The 20,764-nt window shown below is 37.6% G+C and carries 18 protein-coding genes; 1 reads left to right on the top strand and 17 read right to left on the bottom strand.

All coding sequences use genetic code 11. The annotated features are described in order from the left end of the window. Window positions 1–80 precede the first annotated feature (80 nt). A complete protein-coding gene (gene wecA / locus R7093_RS11660) occupies window positions 81–1,154 on the top strand; it encodes a UDP-N-acetylglucosamine--undecaprenyl-phosphate N-acetylglucosaminephosphotransferase (protein ID WP_047103840.1) in 1,074 nt (357 codons plus the stop codon). Between the two features lie 37 nt (window positions 1,155–1,191). Here the strand turns inward: wecA and R7093_RS11665 are convergent, their stop codons facing one another. The 17 genes from R7093_RS11665 to R7093_RS11745 all read right to left on the bottom strand — a co-directional run bounded on the left by R7093_RS11665 (window position 1,192) and on the right by R7093_RS11745 (window position 20,429). Next, window positions 1,192–1,914, bottom strand: coding sequence for a WecB/TagA/CpsF family glycosyltransferase (locus R7093_RS11665; RefSeq protein WP_047103838.1), 723 nt, complete (start codon window positions 1,912–1,914; stop codon window positions 1,192–1,194). Then, window positions 1,895–2,932 (bottom strand): glycosyltransferase family 4 protein, encoded by a 1,038-nt coding sequence (locus R7093_RS11670; RefSeq protein WP_047103836.1) that lies wholly within the window; start codon window positions 2,930–2,932, stop codon window positions 1,895–1,897. The genes R7093_RS11665 and R7093_RS11670 overlap by 20 nt, the downstream gene beginning before the upstream one ends. 18 nt (window positions 2,933–2,950) lie before the next feature. Then, window positions 2,951–4,078 (bottom strand): EpsG family protein, encoded by a 1,128-nt coding sequence (locus R7093_RS11675; protein ID WP_047103834.1) that lies wholly within the window; start codon window positions 4,076–4,078, stop codon window positions 2,951–2,953. Window positions 4,079–4,080: 2 nt separating this feature from the next. Further along, entirely contained in the window at window positions 4,081–5,094 is a 1,014-nt protein-coding gene (locus R7093_RS11680; RefSeq protein WP_047103832.1) for a hypothetical protein, read from the bottom strand. Then, window positions 5,084–6,796: a hypothetical protein gene (locus tag R7093_RS11685; protein ID WP_052767714.1), complete on the bottom strand. Its 1,713-nt coding sequence runs from the start codon at window positions 6,794–6,796 to the stop codon at window positions 5,084–5,086. Before R7093_RS11685 ends, R7093_RS11680 begins: the two co-directional genes overlap by 11 nt. A 1-nt stretch (window position 6,797) precedes the next feature. Further along, complete coding sequence (locus R7093_RS11690) at window positions 6,798–8,231, bottom strand: MOP flippase family protein (RefSeq protein ID WP_318146668.1); 1,434 nt, start codon at window positions 8,229–8,231, stop codon at window positions 6,798–6,800. Then, a complete protein-coding gene (gene rffA, locus R7093_RS11695; RefSeq protein ID WP_047103892.1) occupies window positions 8,228–9,352 on the bottom strand; it encodes a dTDP-4-amino-4,6-dideoxygalactose transaminase in 1,125 nt (374 codons plus the stop codon). The genes R7093_RS11690 and rffA overlap by 4 nt, the downstream gene beginning before the upstream one ends. Window positions 9,353–9,359: 7 nt before the next feature. After that, window positions 9,360–10,055: a WbqC family protein gene (locus R7093_RS11700; RefSeq protein WP_080960122.1), complete on the bottom strand. Its 696-nt coding sequence runs from the start codon at window positions 10,053–10,055 to the stop codon at window positions 9,360–9,362. Between the two features lie 10 nt (window positions 10,056–10,065). Next, the gene (locus R7093_RS11705; RefSeq protein WP_047103828.1) at window positions 10,066–10,734 is read right to left on the bottom strand and encodes a hypothetical protein; all 669 of its coding nucleotides are present in this window, start codon (window positions 10,732–10,734) and stop codon (window positions 10,066–10,068) included. Beyond that, the gene (locus R7093_RS11710; protein ID WP_047103826.1) at window positions 10,727–11,773 is read right to left on the bottom strand and encodes a TDP-N-acetylfucosamine:lipid II N-acetylfucosaminyltransferase; all 1,047 of its coding nucleotides are present in this window, start codon (window positions 11,771–11,773) and stop codon (window positions 10,727–10,729) included. The genes R7093_RS11705 and R7093_RS11710 overlap by 8 nt, the downstream gene beginning before the upstream one ends. A gap of 3 nt (window positions 11,774–11,776) precedes the next feature. After that, window positions 11,777–12,640: a glucose-1-phosphate thymidylyltransferase RfbA gene (gene rfbA, locus R7093_RS11715; protein WP_256900474.1), complete on the bottom strand. Its 864-nt coding sequence runs from the start codon at window positions 12,638–12,640 to the stop codon at window positions 11,777–11,779. Further along, window positions 12,637–13,704 (bottom strand): dTDP-glucose 4,6-dehydratase, encoded by a 1,068-nt coding sequence (gene rfbB, locus R7093_RS11720; protein ID WP_047103823.1) that lies wholly within the window; start codon window positions 13,702–13,704, stop codon window positions 12,637–12,639. Before rfbB ends, rfbA begins: the two co-directional genes overlap by 4 nt. Next, window positions 13,704–14,969, bottom strand: coding sequence for a UDP-N-acetyl-D-mannosamine dehydrogenase (wecC, locus tag R7093_RS11725; protein WP_047103821.1), 1,266 nt, complete (start codon window positions 14,967–14,969; stop codon window positions 13,704–13,706). Before wecC ends, rfbB begins: the two co-directional genes overlap by 1 nt. Window positions 14,970–14,991: 22 nt before the next feature. Continuing rightward, window positions 14,992–16,113, bottom strand: coding sequence for a non-hydrolyzing UDP-N-acetylglucosamine 2-epimerase (gene wecB / locus R7093_RS11730; RefSeq protein ID WP_047103819.1), 1,122 nt, complete (start codon window positions 16,111–16,113; stop codon window positions 14,992–14,994). Window positions 16,114–16,154: 41 nt separating this feature from the next. After that, the gene (locus tag R7093_RS11735) at window positions 16,155–17,108 is read right to left on the bottom strand and encodes a Wzz/FepE/Etk N-terminal domain-containing protein (protein ID WP_047103817.1); all 954 of its coding nucleotides are present in this window, start codon (window positions 17,106–17,108) and stop codon (window positions 16,155–16,157) included. A 35-nt stretch (window positions 17,109–17,143) separates the two neighbouring features. Beyond that, window positions 17,144–19,846 carry an SLBB domain-containing protein gene (locus R7093_RS11740; RefSeq protein WP_047103816.1) on the bottom strand — a complete coding sequence of 901 codons (2,703 nt, stop codon included), beginning with the start codon at window positions 19,844–19,846 and terminating at the stop codon, window positions 17,144–17,146. Between the two features lie 64 nt (window positions 19,847–19,910). Then, window positions 19,911–20,429: an outer membrane beta-barrel protein gene (locus R7093_RS11745; RefSeq protein WP_047103814.1), complete on the bottom strand. Its 519-nt coding sequence runs from the start codon at window positions 20,427–20,429 to the stop codon at window positions 19,911–19,913. Window positions 20,430–20,764 lie beyond the last annotated feature (335 nt).

Below are 20,764 nucleotides of genomic sequence, written 5' to 3' on the forward strand. Positions count from 1 at the left end.
GTTGCTTATTTTCTCCTTGAGATAGTTACCTTGTCGGTTAAAATAGCCGTCGAATAATTACAATGGCAGTTGGCACTATTATGTTTCTGGAACTTCTATTTATCTTCTTTTCTTCGTTTGCCACTTTGTTTCTCATGCGTAAGGTTGCTAAGTCGGTTGGCTTAGTTGATAAACCAAACGAAAGGAAGTTACATGAAGGTGCTGTTCCACTTATCGGTGGGATCTCTATCTGCATTGTTCTTATCCAGTTTCTCACCTTTAAACCACAAGTTATCGAATACAGTTGGCTGTATGTATGTTCTATCGCACTCTTAACGCTTATCGGAGCCATCGACGATAAGGTCGACTTGAGTTTCAAGATACGCATGGGGGTTCAGGCTGGCTTGTCTTTAGTGATGATTCATATTGCCGGTATTGAACTGCACAGTTTAGGAAACATGTTCGGTTTTGGTGAAATCAACTTAGGTTGGACTGGCATTGTGATTACAGTGTTAGCGGTGATAGGTGCAATCAATGCTTTTAATATGGTAGACGGCATTGATGGTCTTCTGGGTGGGCTTTCTATTGTAACCTTTGGCGCTCTTGCCTATTTATTGAGGGTAGACGCCCAACACGGCTTAGCTTACCTCTGTGTGGTAATTATTGTTGCCATGCTGCCGTATATTTTCATGAACTTGGGTATTTTAGGGCGCGCTCGAAAAGTATTTATGGGTGACGCAGGCAGCATGATGATTGGCTTTACAGTTATTTGGCTGTTGCTCGGTGTCAGCCAAGCAGAAAGCAAACCTTTGATGCGTCCAGTAACAGCATTGTGGTTAATTGCGGTTCCGTTGATGGACATGGCGGCCATCATGATTCGCCGCGTTCGCCGCGGGGATTCGCCATTCAAACCTGACAGAGAACACTTGCATCATATTTTCCAACGTATGGGTTTAAGCCCTAAGCAAACCCTAGTAGCAATCTGCGGTATCGCGACTCTTTATGCTGCTTTTGGTATTTACGGTGAGCTGGCGGGTATTTCTGAACCAGTGATGTTCTATACCTTCATTGCTTGTTTTATTGTGTATTCAATTTTACTTGCTTATGTGTGGCGAATTACGAGTTACTTTCGTAGTAAGTTAAATAGTAACGAAGCGACAGCAACCGAGCTTTGATACAAAAAGGGCTCTCAGGCCCCTTTTCAAACTCGACCTACAGTTTGTTTGCTAAAGCTAAGTAAACATATTTTGTAAGCTTTATTTGTCTAAATATTCTTGATGGCTCAGAGAGTAGTCGATATAGCCATTCTAAGTTCAGACGACACCAAAAATCAGGCGCTCTCTTAACCTCACCGACAAAAACATTATAAGTTCCGCCAACCCCCATCATAAAGCAAGTTAAACCACTATCTTTTGCTTTCTTCATAAATAGCTCCTGCTTTGGAGAACCAAGAGCCACAGAAAGGATTTTAGCTCCAGAGCGCCGAATCTCATTAATAAGTAACTCTTCATCAGAGAAGTAACCATCCTGAGACCCAACTACGTTAACACCTTGCTGCTTGAGCTTATCCACAGTTCTGAGCAACACTCTTTCTTTGGCTCCTAAAATAAAAACTGGGGTATCGTCTTTAGCCGCTGCAATCATAAGCTGCTCCCAAAGCTCACAGCCGGGGATTCTACTAATCTTTTGGCTAAGTTTCTTAGATGCGACCCAAGCCGCCCCCATTCCATCTAAGTAACGAAAATTTGCAACTTCAATGGCACTTTTTGTTTCTGAACTTGTTCTAGACGCGAGAATTTTTTCAGGGTTGATTGCAACTGCGATTGTTGCGTTATCAAGGTTATGGTTCATGATAGTGCTCACAGCAGATTCCATTTTATCGAAGCAATGAACCTCAAAATTATCAATATTAGTCTTAAGCACTGTATTCGACATTCTTTAAAAACCTCTTTGTAACTGGCTCGGGAGAATATTTACTAAGTACATATTCGTCTCCTTTTATATCTCTCATTTCTGCTGCTACTTTTATGGCACAAGCCAAAGAGACTGGGTCATCATTGTCAATCAAAACTCCCATGCCTTCAGGCACTACGTCTGGTATCGCTTGGAAATTGAGAGCTACAACGGGAATATTAGCTGATAAAGCTTCCAGATAAACCATACCAAAGGAGTCGAATCGAGAGGGTAGGCAAAACAGTTCAGTTTTGGAAAACAATTCAAGCTTGGCTTCATAATCAACCCAACCAAGAAAGTGGACGCGATCTTGCAGACCAAAGTTGTTTACTTGCTGTCTGAGTTCATTCTCTAAAGGGCCGGTGCCTCCAATATGTAAATGGTAGTGAGGAGGTAAATGCTGGAAAGCTGAAATTGTCTCTCTTAAACCTTTATCTTCTACGAGTCTCGCCATGCTAAGGACATCAATTGTTGGTTTTTCGGGAAAGAACTTCTTTATCTGAGGGGACGCCTGATTCCTCTTTATGAACTGCAATATTTGTTGATCAATTGGATTTGGCGAAACTACTACTTTGTGAGTAAAACCTTTAGATGAAAATTGACTCTTCCACCATTTAGTTAGCACAACAAAGTTATCTGCAATTGAATATAAAAACGACAAATAACACCTACCAACAACATTATTAAGGTAAGAGTGTGTTTTTCTAGAGTGAAAGTGAATAACTATTTTAGCACCTTGGGTTTTACACAATAATATAAGTAAAGTTTTCCTTAACATTGAAAACCATGGACCACAATGAAACCAACAAACATCTCCTTTCTTTACGCTAAGAGCAGATTTACAGGAAGAAATTAAATCTCTAATTTTATTTCCTTCAGAATGTGTCGTTGTCAATTCAAACTCTATATTGTTCGCACGTAGACTTTCTACATAACCGACTAGCGCTGTGCTAATACCACCTTTACCATTTTTTAATTCCGTACTAAAAATATGAATCATGTTCTCCCTCATCAATAATTAAACGGGAACACCGCTAGGTAAAAGATACATCAAAAAAATCGCAACCAGATTAATACCAAGCATACCAATAGTAGCAAAATGGAATAGAATATTATATTTTCTTCCTTTAACATAGTGGATTGTAAAAACAAGAAGGTAGATAACTAGAAGATAACTAAGCTCTACTATTCTGGCCGCTATAACAAACTGATTAGAAATAATCATTGATAGAGACAAGAAAACCATTATATTGGTTAAATTTAATGGTAACCTAAAAGATTTTCTCTTTTCTTTCTGAGCTAGCAAACTAGTATTAGCATTAATAAAAAATACTAATAGATATAGCATTAAACATCTTCCTATCATCAATAGATACTTTAACATTTCCGTACTATTTGCAAAACTTTCTTTCCCTTCTCTTGTCAATATCGCATGAATAGACACTAATATGGGTTGGGAAAAACCAGCCTTTTCTACAACAAGCGTTAGTAACAGTATTGATAACGGAAACGCTCCAAGAGTAACTATTAGAATCAGTTTGTTAGTTATTCTGAAAAATCTTCCAACACTATATAAAAAGTATAATACTGGAAAGATTAAAACAGTTTTATGAAAATAAAATGAAACAATAAATAATACTAAAGCCGCAACGTAAGATCTCTTTGAGAAAAACATTATTGCTGAAAAAGAAACTAAAATTGCGACAGACGATCTTATCGATTCATAGGGACCGGGTAAAAAAGCAATTAAAAAATACGCAGAAAAGAACAACGTTAATGGTAGACCAGTCAAAAAACCTGCAAAGACTAACGCTACTATAGAGACTAAGATATAAAGAAATAGTACCCCACGAAACCCAAAACCAAAGTAGTCAGACATGTGAGAAAAGATATGAAAGGTTGCTTCATAGTGTTTATTTAGAACACCAACGCGATGTTCAAAAGAACTTATCGAGAAATCTAATCCTACAATCTCATTGTAAATCGTGTAATAGTTATTTAAATCATAACCAAACTGCCTTAGTGTAACCAAGATTAAGATAGGTATAAAAAACAAAAATATTAGAGATTTAAATTCGTGTTTGTATGCTGTATTTATATACGAATATATAAAAAACAGTGATAATATAGAAAGCTCGAAAAGCATTGTTAGTCTTCCAATCGCAACATTATCTTTCTATAGCTTTTTTCTATGGATACATCATTGTATATTTCTTTAATTTCAGCAAGTACGTCAAAATATTCATCATAAGAAAACTCTGATATATCACCGTAGAAAAGTGGATAATCCTCACTTAAAAGTTCAATTATCGGCTCATGTTTAAGGGTAATTATTGGTAACTTCCAAGAAATATAATCCAATATTTTAATTGGATATGTAATAGCATCATAATTATTAATAGGTCTAGAATGTACAGCTGCTATTATATCACCTTGACGCAATCTTTCTATCACACCATCTCGATTCAAACTTAGTATTTCAATATTATCTTTTACATTCGGGTACATCGAATGCTCGAAGACTATTTTCTCATCTCGTGTAACTAAAAGGAGCTTTAGACCCTTATCTAGATTATAAGCGAAATCTATTAATTCATTCACACCAGAATATCGATACTGCAAACCTCCAACGTGAATAATATATTTCGTCCTTTCATCATTTACTTTAGGGAAAGAAAAAGATTTATATTCATCCTCTACAATACCGGGAGGAAGTGCCCCTATATCTTTTTTTACATTATAGTAAGTACAGTAAACATCTCCCATACCTAAGGTTGGAAAATATAATGTCTTAGAAAGAGATATATAGAATTTATTTGTTAGATCAAGCAGAATCTTAGTAATCTTTTTTCTAAACGAGCTATATTCGCCAGGAAAAAGGATTGTGTAGCAATCTCGGATATATACGTGAATATCACAAGCCTTGATATACTTAAGAAAAATCAAACAAAATAGGTCTACAACATTAAGCCTGTTTGTAGAAGACTCAACATAAATTAGACTCTTAGACTCAACTTTCAATGAATCGGAAAGTTTACTTCGACCCGAGCCAGAAATGACACTTCCGAAGAATTTAGATTGAATAATATTACTTACACGAACAGCTGGACCACTGTTTTTTTTCTCTATACTAGGAACGACATATAATACTTTATTTTTCATATATAAATTTTGCAATTGACAACAATGATATAACTTGGTTTCTTTCTAAGCTAGTACCATTATCAAATAGATTTGATACTTCCGACTTAAGTTTATGATGAACTTCTAGAAATAAAATGTTATTTTCAAAATACTGCTGATAGAAATCTCTCAACTCTTCATTATTTTTTAACCAGAAGTCTATCGGGTTCATATTACTTCTTGTGTTCAGGCTTGGAAAAATATTTACCTTTTTTAACAACTTTTTAATCACGTACTTTAAAGGCAAAGAACGACCTTTAACTGAGATATATTGCGTATTGATTTTACTCCCAGTCTTCTCCCAAACATAATCACCAGATTGAGGGTATTTCTTTTGTAACCATTTTCGATAGATATAATGATCGAATCTCATATCTAAAGGAATCGATAAACAAAAGTTTAACAGGTCAACATCATAAAAAGGAGAGTATGTCTCCGTCTCTTGTTGAGCTAGAACCAAACCTTGATTTATGCCAGAGAATCCTCGTGTATTCAGTTTAAACATTTCTTCGTTAGGATATTCATAACGAGGTTGGTTTAAGTCAATGTTATTGGCAAGCACTCTCGAATACGCACCTGAAAGCCTATCAAAATCGACAACGTGTGTGGATTTTGATGAATAAGTACCAATGACCACATCACCTAATTGACCCGAATGAATCATACCAAAGCGCTCTTGGTCAATTAAATCCAAACAACTTTTCCCGTGAGAAAGTCCAAAGTATAGAGCGTTACCGCCAGTAATCTTTGTAATTTCATCCACGTTGTTTAAAAAGAGGCCGTTATCTAAGGATTTAAATATCCATTCATGTTTTAAATCACGAGCGATCTCTTTAGGAATAGTCTCATCTAAATAATCGGACTCAGAGAAAGTATAATTGACTATGTTCTTGCCAAAGCCCATTTGATTAGCAACCCAAGTCGTCATCCTTGAATCTAACCCGCCACTGAGTGCAACCAAATGTTTATAATTGTGCTCACGATCCTTACTAAATGCACGATGGATAGCCTGTCTGAAAAGTTCATCAAGTCTATCTATGATTTTCTCCTCATTTAGTGAGGTTATATGCTTATTATCCGGTTTGTAGAATTGCTCTATTGATAACTCGTTTGGTGTAATCTTAACAAAACGACCCGGTTCAATTCGATTAATAGTCTTGACTAAAGTTTTTCCGCCGAAGACAAAACCGTAAGTTAATAAATCGTAGGCAGAATCCTCTTCTAAGTCGATTGTACACCCTAGTTCTTTTAAGTTCGCAAGTACGTCTACAAAGCAACTTCCCGCAATAAAGCCCTTTTCTGTTTTAGTGTAATAAATCGGCTTAGAACCGATGTGATCAGAGAAAACTATCGTCTTATCATTTTCTTTACTTAAAATTACACCTTGAAAAGATCCCCTAAATAAGCTAAAAAAATCATCTCCAAAATCTTTATACAGATTTATTACAACATTTTCCCAAGAGAGGGCATCATCATATCGTTCGGATAGTTCACTTTTGTTTAAAACAACACCGTCTATAAATAACAACATTGTTTCATTATCAATTAAGACAGCATCTTTATAGAATTTGCTTTTCCTATCTTTTGATATTTGAATATCATTATCTATGTTCGAAGCAAGACAATGATTAAAATCATAGTGTTTAATCTTTTCATTTATAGAGAATAAAAAGTTCGACATGTCATTTACCACGTTTAATTAATTTACTTCGTACATCCGGATAGAATGAAATATAAAATACAAATAATAACAACAACAATAATGCTGATTTAACTATCACTAAGTAATAAACTTCAATATCCATATTTCCGAAAGAGAAATACAACAAAAGAACCAAACCGACATTAACTGCAAGTGCAGAAATGAGTGGCGAAACATATTTACTAAAACGGATCCCTGATAGCGGTAAGATAACAAATCTCCATATAGGAAGAATTGAAATTAGCTTTATAAAAATTATCGTTATAACAACTAAGATTAAGCTATAATGAGAAGAAATATACAATGAAGGCAATAATATCAAACTCATTAATAAATTCATGTAAAAGCCTAAATCAGCTCTACCTTTAGCTAATTGTAACGAACCAACTGGGTTACCAAAGACATTTAGTGCATTTACTACACACAGTCCAACAAGCAAAGACTTATGCTCCCCCCATCCGGGACCAAGATATATCTCTAGTATTTCATAAGAAGACAGAGCCAAAATTGAGTAAACAGGAATTATTGATATTGTGACCAATCTTATAACTTTTATGAATATATCAGAGAGTTGACGTTTATCATCTTGAAATTTGGCTAAAACAGGAAACGAGACTCTATTGATTACCGGATTTAGTATTTGAAATGGTTTTTGACAGAGTTGTTTTACAACACTATATACACCTAGGACTTCAGCTCCAAGTAACTTACCGATGATAATGGTATCAAACTGGGAAGAAAAATAGTTAATACTTCTTTCTCCCAACTGAAACATCCCAAAAGAAAGAAAATCTCTAACTTCATGAAAAGAAAACTTTATCTCAGGCTTAAATAATGCTCTTTCTTTAAAGAAGATAATAACATTTTGTAATAAAACCTTAAGGATTGCACCATAAACTATACTATAGATATCGTAATTAAGAAGAACCAAAACTATCGTAAGAATAAATGATGATACAGTAGAGAATATTTCTATTTTAGCTAGCGTGTTGAAACGTAATTCTTTTTGTAGAATAGCTCTATGCAAGTTTCCGACTGAAGATATAAAAAACGTTATTGCAAGTATGCCTAGTATGTTTGATAGAGCAGGTTCATTAAAAAACAAACTTATTATGTTTGAAGAGAAACAAACCAATAACGTTAAGAAAACACCAAATATAATGTTTAATGTAAATAAACAAGAAAACTGCTCTTTTGTAACTTCTCTTTTATGTATAACTGCATTAGAAATTCCCATATCCATGAATAGATTGCAAAACCCAATCACAACCGTTGATATGGCTATTAACCCCAACCCTTGTGGTTCTATGTAGCGAGCCAAAATTGCAAGCTGAACTATTTGACACAAAGCTACAGTAATTGATGACAGTGAGGTCCATTTGACCCCACGAATAGCCTTATCCTTTATATTCATTTAGCAAAAAATTCTTGAACGAGTTTAATAACCTTGTTTTGCTCATTTTCAGATAAATCCAAATACAATGGTAACCTCAATAAACGTTCACTCTCTATAGTAGTAAACTGATCTATACCTTGAAATTCACCACAGTTTTTACCGGCAGGAGAAGAATGGAGAGGTATATAGTGAAATGCAGCTTGCACACCATGAATTTTAAGAAAGTCTATTAGCGAATCTCTCGTCTGTAGGTCTTGCGTTTTTAAGTAATACATATGTGCATTATGAACTGCACCTTGAGGGATAGAAGGGCGTTCCACTTCTTTCAAATGCTCAAAACTGTTATGGTAAACGTCCCACAACTTTAAACGAGTTGAATTTATTGATTCTGCACTTTCTAACTGTGCATATAGGTAAGCTGCTTGTAGTTCACTTGGTAAAAAGCTACTCCCAACATCTACCCATGTGTATTTATCAACAACCCCTTTAAAGAATAGGCTACGATTTGTCCCTTTTTCTCTGATTATCTCGGCGCGTTCAAAAAAGTTTCGGTCGTTGACAATCAGTAGACCGCCTTCACCTCCACTGGTATAGTTTTTAGTTTCATGAAAACTAAAAGCACCGAAATGACCAATTGTACCAAGAGGTTTACCTTTGTAGTTGGACATAACGCCTTGTGCTGCATCTTCTATAACAAATAGATTATGTCGTTCAGCAATAGCCATTATTGTATCCATTTCACACGCAACTCCTGCGTAGTGAACAGGAACAATAGCTTTAGTTTTATCGGTAATAGCACCTTCAATCAATGATTCATCGATATTCATCGTATCAGGTTTTATATCAACGAAGACAATCTTTGCACCTCGAAGCACAAATGCATTCGCTGTACTCACAAATGTGTAACTTGGCATTATAACTTCGTCGCCAGGTTGTATATCTATTAGGATCGCCGCCATTTCTAAAGCTTGAGTGCAGTTATTAACTAACAACGTTCTCGAGCTAACAAATCGCTTGTCAAACCAAGATGTACATTTTTTTGTGAACTCTCCATCGCCACAAAGTTTTTTATTAAGCATAGCTTGCTCGAGATAGGTAAACTCCGTGCCAAGAACTGGTGGGCGATTGAAAGGAATCATTTTAATATCATCCATTTTTTCTTATAAACTCTAATGCGTTGGGTCCGCAGTTAAAAATAAGGTCAAGTACAGAAAGATGGTGATCAAATTCACCAAAACTTTGAGGGTATTCCGGATAAGAATAATCAATATAATCCAATTTTATATTAGCGTCCTCAAACTCTTTTTCTACTATATAATCTCTAGCAGCAGGTCCGGAAAGGTAATAGTCTCCGTTTAACTGCTTACAGATACTAATCAGTCTCATTCCCTTTACACCTTCATTAAGAAGATCTGATGATCTTACAAAATTAGCGCTAATCCCAAGAACTTCAGATAATAAAATTGTCGTATTTATATTGAATTCAGACAAATTATCACTATCAAATTCATTGTAGATCCTTTCGATAATATAGCTATATTTGTCAAAATAAGGAGACTTCTTATATGTCTGGACTATCGTTTGATAATGCTTCTTCTTCCAGTTATCTAGATTATTTATCTGTACATCTTTTATCTTAGTACCCCTTGGTACTTTCTTTACAGGTACGGTTAACCAAATGCTCCCATTTGCAGTCTTAATCTTATTTCTGGTCCTCCAATCTCTTTTTGTATAATCAACGTCATCAAAAAACACGAAAGTATCGACTCTGTCGATAATATCAAATACACCTTTCCACGGAATGTAGTTAGGCTGAAGGATTGCGACTTTATTTTTAAACACTGAGATTACCTTAATCTATTACGATCCCATCCTCTTCATGATAGCTAATCACTTGAGCTGGAATACCTATCAGTTTTTCATATTTTTTTGAGTTATTTTGAACTAAGGACTTAGCTCCTACTAACGTTTCATCTTCAATAATTAAATCTTGTAATAACGTAGAGCTAAAACCAAAAAAACAATTAGACTTAATCTCCGTTCTCCCCCCTACGATAACACCTGAAGCTATAAAGTTATGATCACCAACTATGGAATCATGGCATAGTGTGGCTCTACTCCAAATGATGTTATTAGACCCAATATGACAATGTTGCTCTAATATAACGCTGTTCAGTATTAAATTGTTATCGCCAAGGAGTACACTTCGTGAAACATCAGAATTTGCAGAAATGTAGTTAATTAACCTGTACTGCTTTTCTTTTGCTTTTTTATACATGATTACTCTATTTCTCATTTTAGAGTAACCTACCGCGACAAACATTTTATACGTTTCAGGAGGGAAATGAGCTTGAATATCCTCGAAAGCATACACTTTTTTATTACAGAACTCATTTTCTTTAATGAATGAGTGATCAGCAGTGAAAGCAATAACCTCATAAAGCCCACTACCTTCAAATTCCTCTAAACAAAACTTTGCGAAATCACCGAGACCGTAGATAATAACTTTAATCTTAGCCATTGAATATTTCTTCCAATTGAGAATTTAAATTAGTAATTGAAAAATTTCTCACCGCTTTATCTTTATTTTCTTTCGCTTCTTTATCACTAATTTTTGATATTTCCATTTCTTCTATGGAATAAATATTAAAACCAATGCTTTTTAAAGTTTTATAATGAGTGGTCTTATTCTTTAAATAGACCTTCTTACCCATTTCTAGCAAAACAATTATGTTACCGAAAGCCTGCTGCCGGTCATGTGCAAAAATTGCCACATCTACTTTTGCTAAAACCTTTTCGTACTCAACCTTAGACAAAAATGTTGTTAAAGGATGAAATTTATCCCCAAAAGCTGCTTTTCCAGCATTGATAACTGACTGTGCATATGCTGTATCACCATATGAAAGAGGACAAATAACTTCTACTTCTCTATTTTTTATAAAGCTAATTTTTTCAATCATTTCTAAATGATTATTATTTTTACATGCAGAATTCCCCAAGAGGATAGTCAATTTATCGCAATACGCTTTAGGTTTAATGTCAGTTTTTTTCACCACATTCGAAGGGTAGAAGAATGAGCTGTAATGTTTTAGCTTACAATTGAACATTTTTTCAACAAGCATCTTGTCGCCCTCTATTTGAGTTATACACCCATTTAGATTAGACACCGCTCTTGAGAAAACCTTGTTATTAATGCTATTAGAGCTTTTATCTATCTGTTGATATAAGTCTCCTCCCCAAACGACCCATATCTTTTCAAGACTTTCTTTCTTTAATAAAAATAAAAGCTGGATATACTGGACTTTAAAGAGACTATGGAAAATAACTTTGTCAAAGTTATTAATAATTTTTAGAAGTTTTATAATCAAGAAAAGCCTATTGCTTAGTTTCTGCTCTCTTTCCTCAACATAAGTGACATTTGAGAATTCACCTATATCAAAACCATTGCCTTGTTTCATGACCACAAAATGATGCTGTTCATTTGGAAAATTGCTCCGAACAAGCTCAATAAAAGCGGGAAGAAACTTTTCTTCATGACATAGGTGAATAATTTTCTTCATATCTTAACTAATAATATCTAATAAATAACGGCCATAACCATTTTTCTTCATGGATGTGGCAATTTCACGAACTTCATTTTCACTCAGCCATCCGTTATAAAAAGCAATCTCCTCCAAACATGCTATTTTATAACCTTGTCTTTTTTCTACTGTTTCCACAAAATGAGAAGCTTCTAATAAACTATCGTGTGTACCAGTGTCTAGCCAAGCAAATCCTCGCCCTAGCAACTCAACCTGTAGTTCATTGTTTTCTAGATACTTCTGGTTAATAGACGTAATTTCTAGTTCACCTCTCTCCGATGGTTGAATTGATTTTGCAAACTCTATAACCCTATTGTCATAAAAATATAATCCAGTCACTGCATAGTTTGACTTAGGGTTCTTTGGTTTTTCTTCTATTGATTTAGCATTAAAGTCTTCATCAAATTCAACAACACCAAAACGTTCAGGGTCTTTAACTTGGTACCCAAAAACAGTCGCTCCCATCTTTTTATTGACAGAGTCTTTTAGTTTTTTTGAAAAACCAGGGCCGTAAAAGATGTTATCACCTAAGACAAGGCAAACCGAGTCTTTACCTATAAAATCTTCCCCAATAATAAATGCTTGGGCTAAACCGTCAGGACTTGGTTGTACTGCATAACTAAGATTAATTCCAAATGCAGAGCCATTACCAAGTAGGCGCTCAAAGTTTGGTAAGTCTTCAGGTGTAGTTATCACCAAAATATCTTTGATACCAGCGAGCATTAAAACTGATAATGGATAATATATCATCGGTTTGTCATACACTGGAATCAGTTGCTTAGAAATACCTTTTGTAATTGGGTAAAGACGTGTGCCAGAACCTCCAGCTAAGATTATTCCTTTCATTGTTTTCCTACACCTAAACGTTCTAGATTATAAGAACCATCTAAAACACGTTGCCACCAGTTTGTATTTTCTAAGTACCACTCGACAGTTTTCTTAATCCCACTCTCAAATGATTCATTTGGTGTCCAACCTAACTCTTTCTCAATTTTACTCGCATCAATTGCATACCTCAGGTCATGCCCAGGACGATCGGCAACGAATGTAATGAGCTCTTCATAGTTTTTGATATTTTGGAGTTTGTTTGGTCTTAATTTATCTAGTATTCGACAAATCGTAGTCACTACTTCGAGATTCGTTTTCTCGTTGTGTCCACCAATATTGTATGTTTCTCCAAGAACCCCTTTTGTTGCAACAAGATATAAAGCACGTGCATGATCCTCTACAAACAGCCAGTCTCTTATTTGTTGACCATCGCCATAAATAGGTAGAGCTTTTCCTTCCAATGCATTTAATATAACTAAAGGTATCAGCTTTTCAGGAAAGTGATATGGCCCATAATTGTTGGAACAGTTTGTAACGACTGTTGGAAATTGATAGGTTCGAGCCCATGCTCTTACTAGATGGTCACTTGAAGCCTTTGAAGCAGAATAAGGGCTACTTGGAGAATAAGAAGTCGTTTCTGTGAATAAATCGGAAGTACCTTCTAAATCTCCATAAACTTCATCAGTTGATATATGATGGAAACGAAAAATTTTTTTTCTCGTATCATCAAGCTGCCCCCAGTAGTTTCTACTCACTTCCAACATTGTATAGGTCCCGATGATATTAGTCTCTATGAAAGCGGATGGGCCATCAATGGAACGATCTACATGGGATTCTGCTGCAAGATGCATTACTAAATCAGGGTTATATTGCTTGAAAACCCTTTCTAGCTCTTCTCTGTTACAAATATCGACCCTTTCAAACGAATAGCGATCACTACCTGAAACTTCCGTTAGCGACTCTAAATTGCCTGCGTAAGTCAGTTTGTCAATATTAACAACACTATCATTGGTATTAGTAATTATATGCCTAATTACAGCGGAACCGATAAAACCGGCCCCACCTGTCACAAGAATTCGCATCACCAGATACCCTTAGTATCAATTAAAAAGCTTGAGCTAATTGATTGCTCTTTAAATTCTTTGTGATCAACAAGCATTACATGAATATCAGCCGTCGACTTTGCAGCGTCAAAACTCTGAAGCTCAACTTGCTCCAATGAACTTGGCAATTGATGAATATTAGGTTCAACTGCAATGACATTACCCATATGGAAAGAAGCAATTTCTTTTACAATCTGCATTGCAGGGCTTTCACGTAAGTCATCGATGTCAGGCTTAAAAGCTAGGCCGTAACAGGCAATTGTAACCTCTTTGGCTGTTTTATCAGCATTCTCTTGCAGGAAGTCTGCAATAGCCATTTTAGTCTTACCGACAACCCAACCAGGCTTACTGTCATTAACTTTACGTGCTGTATGAATAATCTGAGCTTCTGCTGGCGTTTTTGAAACGATAAACCATGGATCAACAGCAATGCAGTGGCCACCGACGCCAGGGCCTGGCTGAAGGATGTTCACGCGTGGATGACGGTTTGCTAATGCAATTAGTTCCCAGACATTGATATCTAACTTATCACAGATAACAGAAAGCTCATTTGCAAATGCAATTTGAACGTCACGAGAGCTGTTTTCAGTCAACTTCGCCATTTCTGCAGTGCGTGCATTGGTGATAACACATTCGCCTTGAACAAATGTTTGGTACAACTCAACTGATCGTTGCGAACATTTAGGTGTAAGGCCGCCAATTACACGATCATTTTCAACCAGTTCTCGAACGACATGACCTGGCAACACACGCTCCGGGCAATGTGCAATGTTAATGTCCGCGTTTTCGCCATGAGTTTGAGGGAAAGTAAGGTCTGAACGTGCCTGAGCTAGCCAATCAGCCATCTGCTCCGTAGCTCCTACTGGTGAAGTCGATTCTAGGATAACTAGATCTCCCTTCTTTAAGACAGGAGCAATTGCTTTACTCGCAGCTTCAATGTAAGAAAGGTCAGGAGCTGGGACTTCACCTACTTTGCAAGGTAAGAAGGGGGTTGGAACAGCTATAAGAAAAGCATCAGCCGCTTCTGGAGTTATCACCGCTTTTAGGTAACCTTCTTTAACTGCGGCATTTACGATCATATCAAGCTCAGGCTCAACGATATGGATTTTACCTTGATTGATAGTGTCAACAGCATGTTGGTTAACATCAACACCAATAACTTTTTTTTTGCGTGATGCGAACATTGCTGCTGTTGGCAAACCAATGTAGCCCAAACCTACAACTGATACTGTTTCAAAAGACATATATACTTCTCGTTAAATTAAATTATTTTGCTAGAACATCTAGAATTCGTTGACATGCTTTTCCATCCCCATAAGGGTTATGTGCAAAGCTCATTTCTTTGTATGCTTGTTCATCCTGAAGCAGCGTCGTTAAACCAACAACGATTCGGTCTATGTCAGTACCAACCAACTTAACGGTGCCAGCTTTTATAGCTTCTGGGCGCTCTGTAGTGTCTCTCATTACTAATACCGGTTTACCTAGAGAAGGCGCTTCTTCTTGAATGCCACCCGAATCAGTAAGTATGATGTGCGCTCTATTCATTAAGTAGATAAACGGTAAGTATTGTTGAGGCTCGATCAAATGCACATTGTTGATGCCCGCAAGAATTCGATTAACGGGCTCTCGTACATTCGGGTTCAAATGCATAGGATAAACAATTTGAACTTCTGGATGTTTTTGCGCTGTCAAAGCTAGAGCCTCGCAAATACGCTCAAAGCCGCCACCAAAACTCTCTCTTCTGTGACCTGTAACGAGTACTAACTTTTTATCTTCACAAAGGAATGGGAATTGCTCCGATAACTGCTGATGAAGAGACTTATCATGATCAATTTTATCTTTAATCATCAATAGTGCATCGATAACCGTGTTCCCCGTCACAGAGATATTCTTTTTATCGAAATTCTCTTGTAACAAGTTATTTTGGGATGTTTCTGTTGGCGCAAAGTGATATTGCGTTAATGCCCCCGTCAACTTTCTATTTGCTTCCTCAGGCCAAGGAGAGTAGATGTTGCCTGTCCTTAAACCTGCTTCTACATGACCAACTGAAATTTGTTCGTAATATGCAGCAAGGCTAGCTGCAAATGTAGTTGCAGTATCACCATGGACTAAAACAACATCAGGTTTAAACTCATGTAATACTGGTTTTAATTCCAATAAGATCCGTGCAGTCACGTCATTAAGTGACTGACCTACTCTCATTAAGTTAAGGTCATAATCTGGTTTTATCTCAAATAGCTCAAGGACTTGGTCCAGCATCTCTCGATGTTGGGCTGTCACACAGCACTTTGCTTCAAATCGTTCGTCGGAAGCTAAAGCATGAACTAGAGGCGCCATCTTTATTGCTTCTGGTCGAGTACCAAATACCGTAAGAACCTTTTTTTTCATGGTCAAGATCAATAATCCCTAAGTTATAAAATTCAATGAGCTTAAGACTCAATCGACTTATTCTTCTTAAAAAATGACAACCTTATTAATACAATAGCCACACCAAGCATTCCTCCCAGTAAAGTACCTAAAACACACATAATTGCTCTTTTAGGTCCAGATTTAAGCTCTGGCGCGACAGCAGGATCAACAACTTTAAAGACAAACTCGTCTTGTGCCTGAGCAAGCATTAAACTTTTAGTCTGTTCTTCAATTAAGCTATAGAAGGTTGTCTGCATTTCTGAAATAGAAGTTTTCTCTAACTGAGCATGTAAATAATTAAGATTATTTGTCGCATCAGATATCGCTCTATCTCTCATGACGTCATTAATGTCTTCTATCAACCAGTCTACCCATTGCTTAGCAATAAAAGGAGAAAAGTGGCTTACTGATAAGTTGTAAAGCCCAGTATCTTCATTTAGTGAAACGCTTAGTACCCTTTTAATGAACACTTCATATGCTTCTTGGGCAGTAGGCTCAGCTCCTCGCATTCCGTCCGCTGGTCGCAGCCATGTTTGCGATTGGATGTCATAAACTTCAGGATCGATAACAAGCTCATTATCTCCTAAGTTCCAGCCTGTACTCGCCATTAAAGGAACGAGCAATCCATGCTTAGTAATGAACATATTTACGAAATTTCGGGACTGTATAACTTGAACAGCCAAACCACTTTGACTAGATTCAGCAGCACCTAAATTTACCCCTGCTAAAGCCGCAATACTTCCCAATTGTCCGGAAGCATTACCAAACCCAGATGCGGAACTCATCTCGGATGGAGCCAATAGGGCATCTGCTCTGTATATGTTTGGTAAAGATAAGGAGTAAGCAACTGAGGCTATCGCAAAAATAACTAAAAAGCCGATAATAGTCACTTTGCCTTTCCACAGTACCGACAATAACTCTTTCAGTGAAACTTCATCATTATTGAAGTTAACCTGCGGTTCTTGCATAGACATAAAAATCACCTTAAGACCAATTAAAAGAGCACAAATTATCTAAGTGCATTAATCGCAACACCCGTTTGGTAAAGGATCTGTGTAGCAGCAGTCCAGGTGCTTAATGCATCACGGTAGTCTGTATCAATTGGGACTACGATCGTATCACCAGCTTTTAGTTCTTCTTTGTTATTTCCAAACCAATAACCAGAGGATGGTTTGTAAACTGAACCATCAGCTCGTACTACAAAGATACGGTCTTCGTCCGCTTGCTTCTTGGCACCACCGGCTTTGTTAAGATAGTCATCGACATCAAGTTTGTTGTCCAACAAGTAAGTAATTGGAACCTGAACTTCACCCATAATTGAGACTGTGTTGCGGAAGGTCGGCACAAAGAGGAAGTCTCCATCTTCTAGCATAAAGTCTGCTGAACGCTCACCTTTTAAGATACGGTTTAACTGTACCACCATACGGCCAAGTGCTTTGCTGCGACTTGCTTCCTCTACAAACGCTAACGTTTTCTCTGGGTCTGAAATTACAGAACCTATATTACTATCTGCTCGAAACGTCTTCTTCGCTGTTTCTTTTCGCATATCTGCGGCGTATTGATTTAAGAGCTTCTGCTCTTGTAAGCGTAATGCTTCACGCGTAAATATTGCTCCTTGAGGGTGAGCAAATTCGGTTAGGCCGCCCGCTCGGTCCAATAACTCACTTAAGGTTTCACCTTGGCGCACGGTATAGGTTCCAGGGAAGCGAACTTCACCTTGTAAAGTGACTGTGCTTTGTAGCTTCACATTTGGCTTTTCGAGGATGTTCAAACGATCTCGGCCTACGATAATTGCATCGTCTGAAGCACTGCCTTGTATTGCTTTACGTAAATCAATGCGTTCAACATCAATATACGCACGCTCATCCGCACTATTAATCGCGGTTCGCGCTAGTTCTGCATTAATTGTGAATGCGTTGTAAGTCAAACCACCAGCAGCTTCAATAAGCGTTGATACCGTCATTCTTGGAGTGATCGGGTAGCGTCCTGGGTGCTTCACTTCACCAAAGACTTCAGCAATTTGAGGGGCTAGTCCCAAACGAGACTGTTGCTGAAGTTGTAACAACACTGGGGCAAGTAAAGTGCGACGAGTATTTTGCTTCAGCTTTTCAAAATCTTCCTCTGTAATCTCTTTACCACGGAAAATGATTTTAGCAGGTTTCGCCTGCTCTGTGGCGTTCTGGTTGTTCAGCATACCGTTTTCTGAATGCGAAACGGCAACAGAAGAGCTCATCACTTCTTGCTCTTTCTGTTGTTCCAGCTCAGCTTGCTCTTGCGCTTGCTCCAATGTTTTTGCTTTTGAAACAGCCTCTTGTGTTGCCAATGTATCCAAATCTTCGTTATTAAAACGGTTGAAAACCAATATACGATCTCGTGAGTGTAACTTAAGGTTGTCTTGGCTACCTGGTGATAGAATCGCGTTGGCTAAGCTTAGTTGGAACACCTCAATATCACGCTGTGGATTAATCTCTCTTACCACAACCGCATAGTTAACATCAGCTGTAGAATTAAAAGCTGAGTCAACAGATTTGAAAAGATCGGCAACACGAAGGCCATTGCGCCATTCCACATAGCCAGGATGACGAACATCTCCCTCTATCTGCACGTAACGAGTAAGCTCTTCGCTTTTTTTCAAGATCTTGATGGCGTCTCCATTTTTAACTTTACTCTGTCGATCTTGCGTTTTATTGAAATCAAGCGTCAAAGCCTCACGAGCGCCATGTGAAGCGTAGCGTTTTATCTCCAACTGCTCGGCATGAGCATTCGCAGTAAAACCACCAGCCATCTGAATAAGTTGCTGGTAAGTTTCACCTGCCTTGACTTCATAAATTGCCGGACGGTTGATCTCGCCTTCGATAGACACTGTATCGTTAACAGAACCAATTAAAACAACATCATCCGGTAGTAAGCGCACATCATTACTTGCATCACCTTTTAATAACAGGTCATACATATCCAACTTACGAATGATTTTACCATGACGCTTTAGCTGGATATCTCTCAGCGCCCCACTTTCACCAAAACCGCCGCTGTAATAAATAGCTTGTGAAATTGTCGTTAATGCGCTAACCGTGTAGGCACCTGGCTTATATGCATCACCCATTACAAATACTTGCATTGTGCGCAATTCACCCAATGAAATATCACTGCGCACACCAATCATTTGTTCTTTTACACGTTGTGTAAGAGAGTCTCGAACATCAGAAAAGTGCATGCCAGCAACATTTACCGGCCCAAGTGAGGGGAAGTTGATTGTGCCTGCGCGATTTACACGTAAGCGATGTGTCTCGTTCTCCTTACCAAACAACTGCACAATGATTTCATCACCAGCCCCCACAGTGTAATTTGCCGGTACAGGAACATCACTGATCGGAGCAAACGTGCTTGGAGAACCAGCAAAAAGATCTAAACCAAAGCGTTTAAGCTCTTTCTTCTCGTCTTTTTTGAGCCATTGTTCCTCTATATTGGAAGATACAGCACCACTAGATTCAGCCCTAGGTTTGATTACTTGCGGGTTTTCGTAAGGAGACTTGTTTGAAGATGAACTAGAAGGAATGGAGAAACCATATTTACTCGCCAAGGCCTGTTGTTGGTCGGCGGGTAGATTTTGAAACATTTTCATTTGTTCTGGAGTGGGTGTTTGTGCCATCGAATAAGACGCAAACGTACTTGCCAATATAAAAGCGGCAATAGAGAAATATCCTTTAAACATGGTATGTCACTATAATAATTGAATAAAAGACCCTAGCCCCAAGTTTGAGCTCTAGGTATTTAAATTAGAATCGGTGCTGAAAACCCAGTGTAATCGAGTTAAGGCGAACTTGGTCTTCAGAGACGTTATCAACGAACTCAAATATCACCGCGCTTTGGTTGTTTAAAGCGTAGTGCATACCTAACCCAAAACTAAATCCTTGTTCTTTGTGAGAACCTACATTTTGTAGATCGAGCTGAACGCTTGAATACCCAGCTAAACCATAAAGTGCAACTCGCTCTGAAACTGGCATATTCAACTTAACAAAGCCGCTCAAAACGCTATCAACGGCAAGACCGCTGTCACGTTGAACTGATGTCCCATAACGCCCTTCTAAGCCAATATAGTCATTAAAGAAATAACCAGCTTGCGCACTAAGAAGAAAAGGACTCCCCTCTTTTACGGACTCAGAAGACGAGCTTTTCAGTTCTGCATTTGAGTAGCTCACTAACGCACCAGCATAAAAATCGGCTGACGCTGAAAAAGAACTCAGGCTTAAGCCCAGTGCACTAAGTATTCCTAAACAATGCTGCTTTCTTATCACGTAAAAAGTTCCTAGTACTGGTAATAATATGGACTGCCAAAGCAAAGTTAAGCGTGCTATGCAGGCCATTAAATACTGAAGAGTTGGTACGCTACCGCCCTGAGGCGTTGAGCGTAAGCCACTGTATCGCTTTCTATATGGTGTAAGTAAAAACGACCTATTGACTCCAAACCTCTAGTCCTGGAGGAAATAGGCCGACAAATTATGCACTCTTGATAGTTTATCAGCAAGCAAGGGAGCAAGATAACCGCACAATGTCACGCTGGTGTTAGAAATGAGATCGTAAGCCATAGCAAAATAAGAAACTATTTACATGCTAAGGCTTTTTTATCTAG

This window comes from Vibrio sp. 1580 (genome assembly GCF_033340055.1).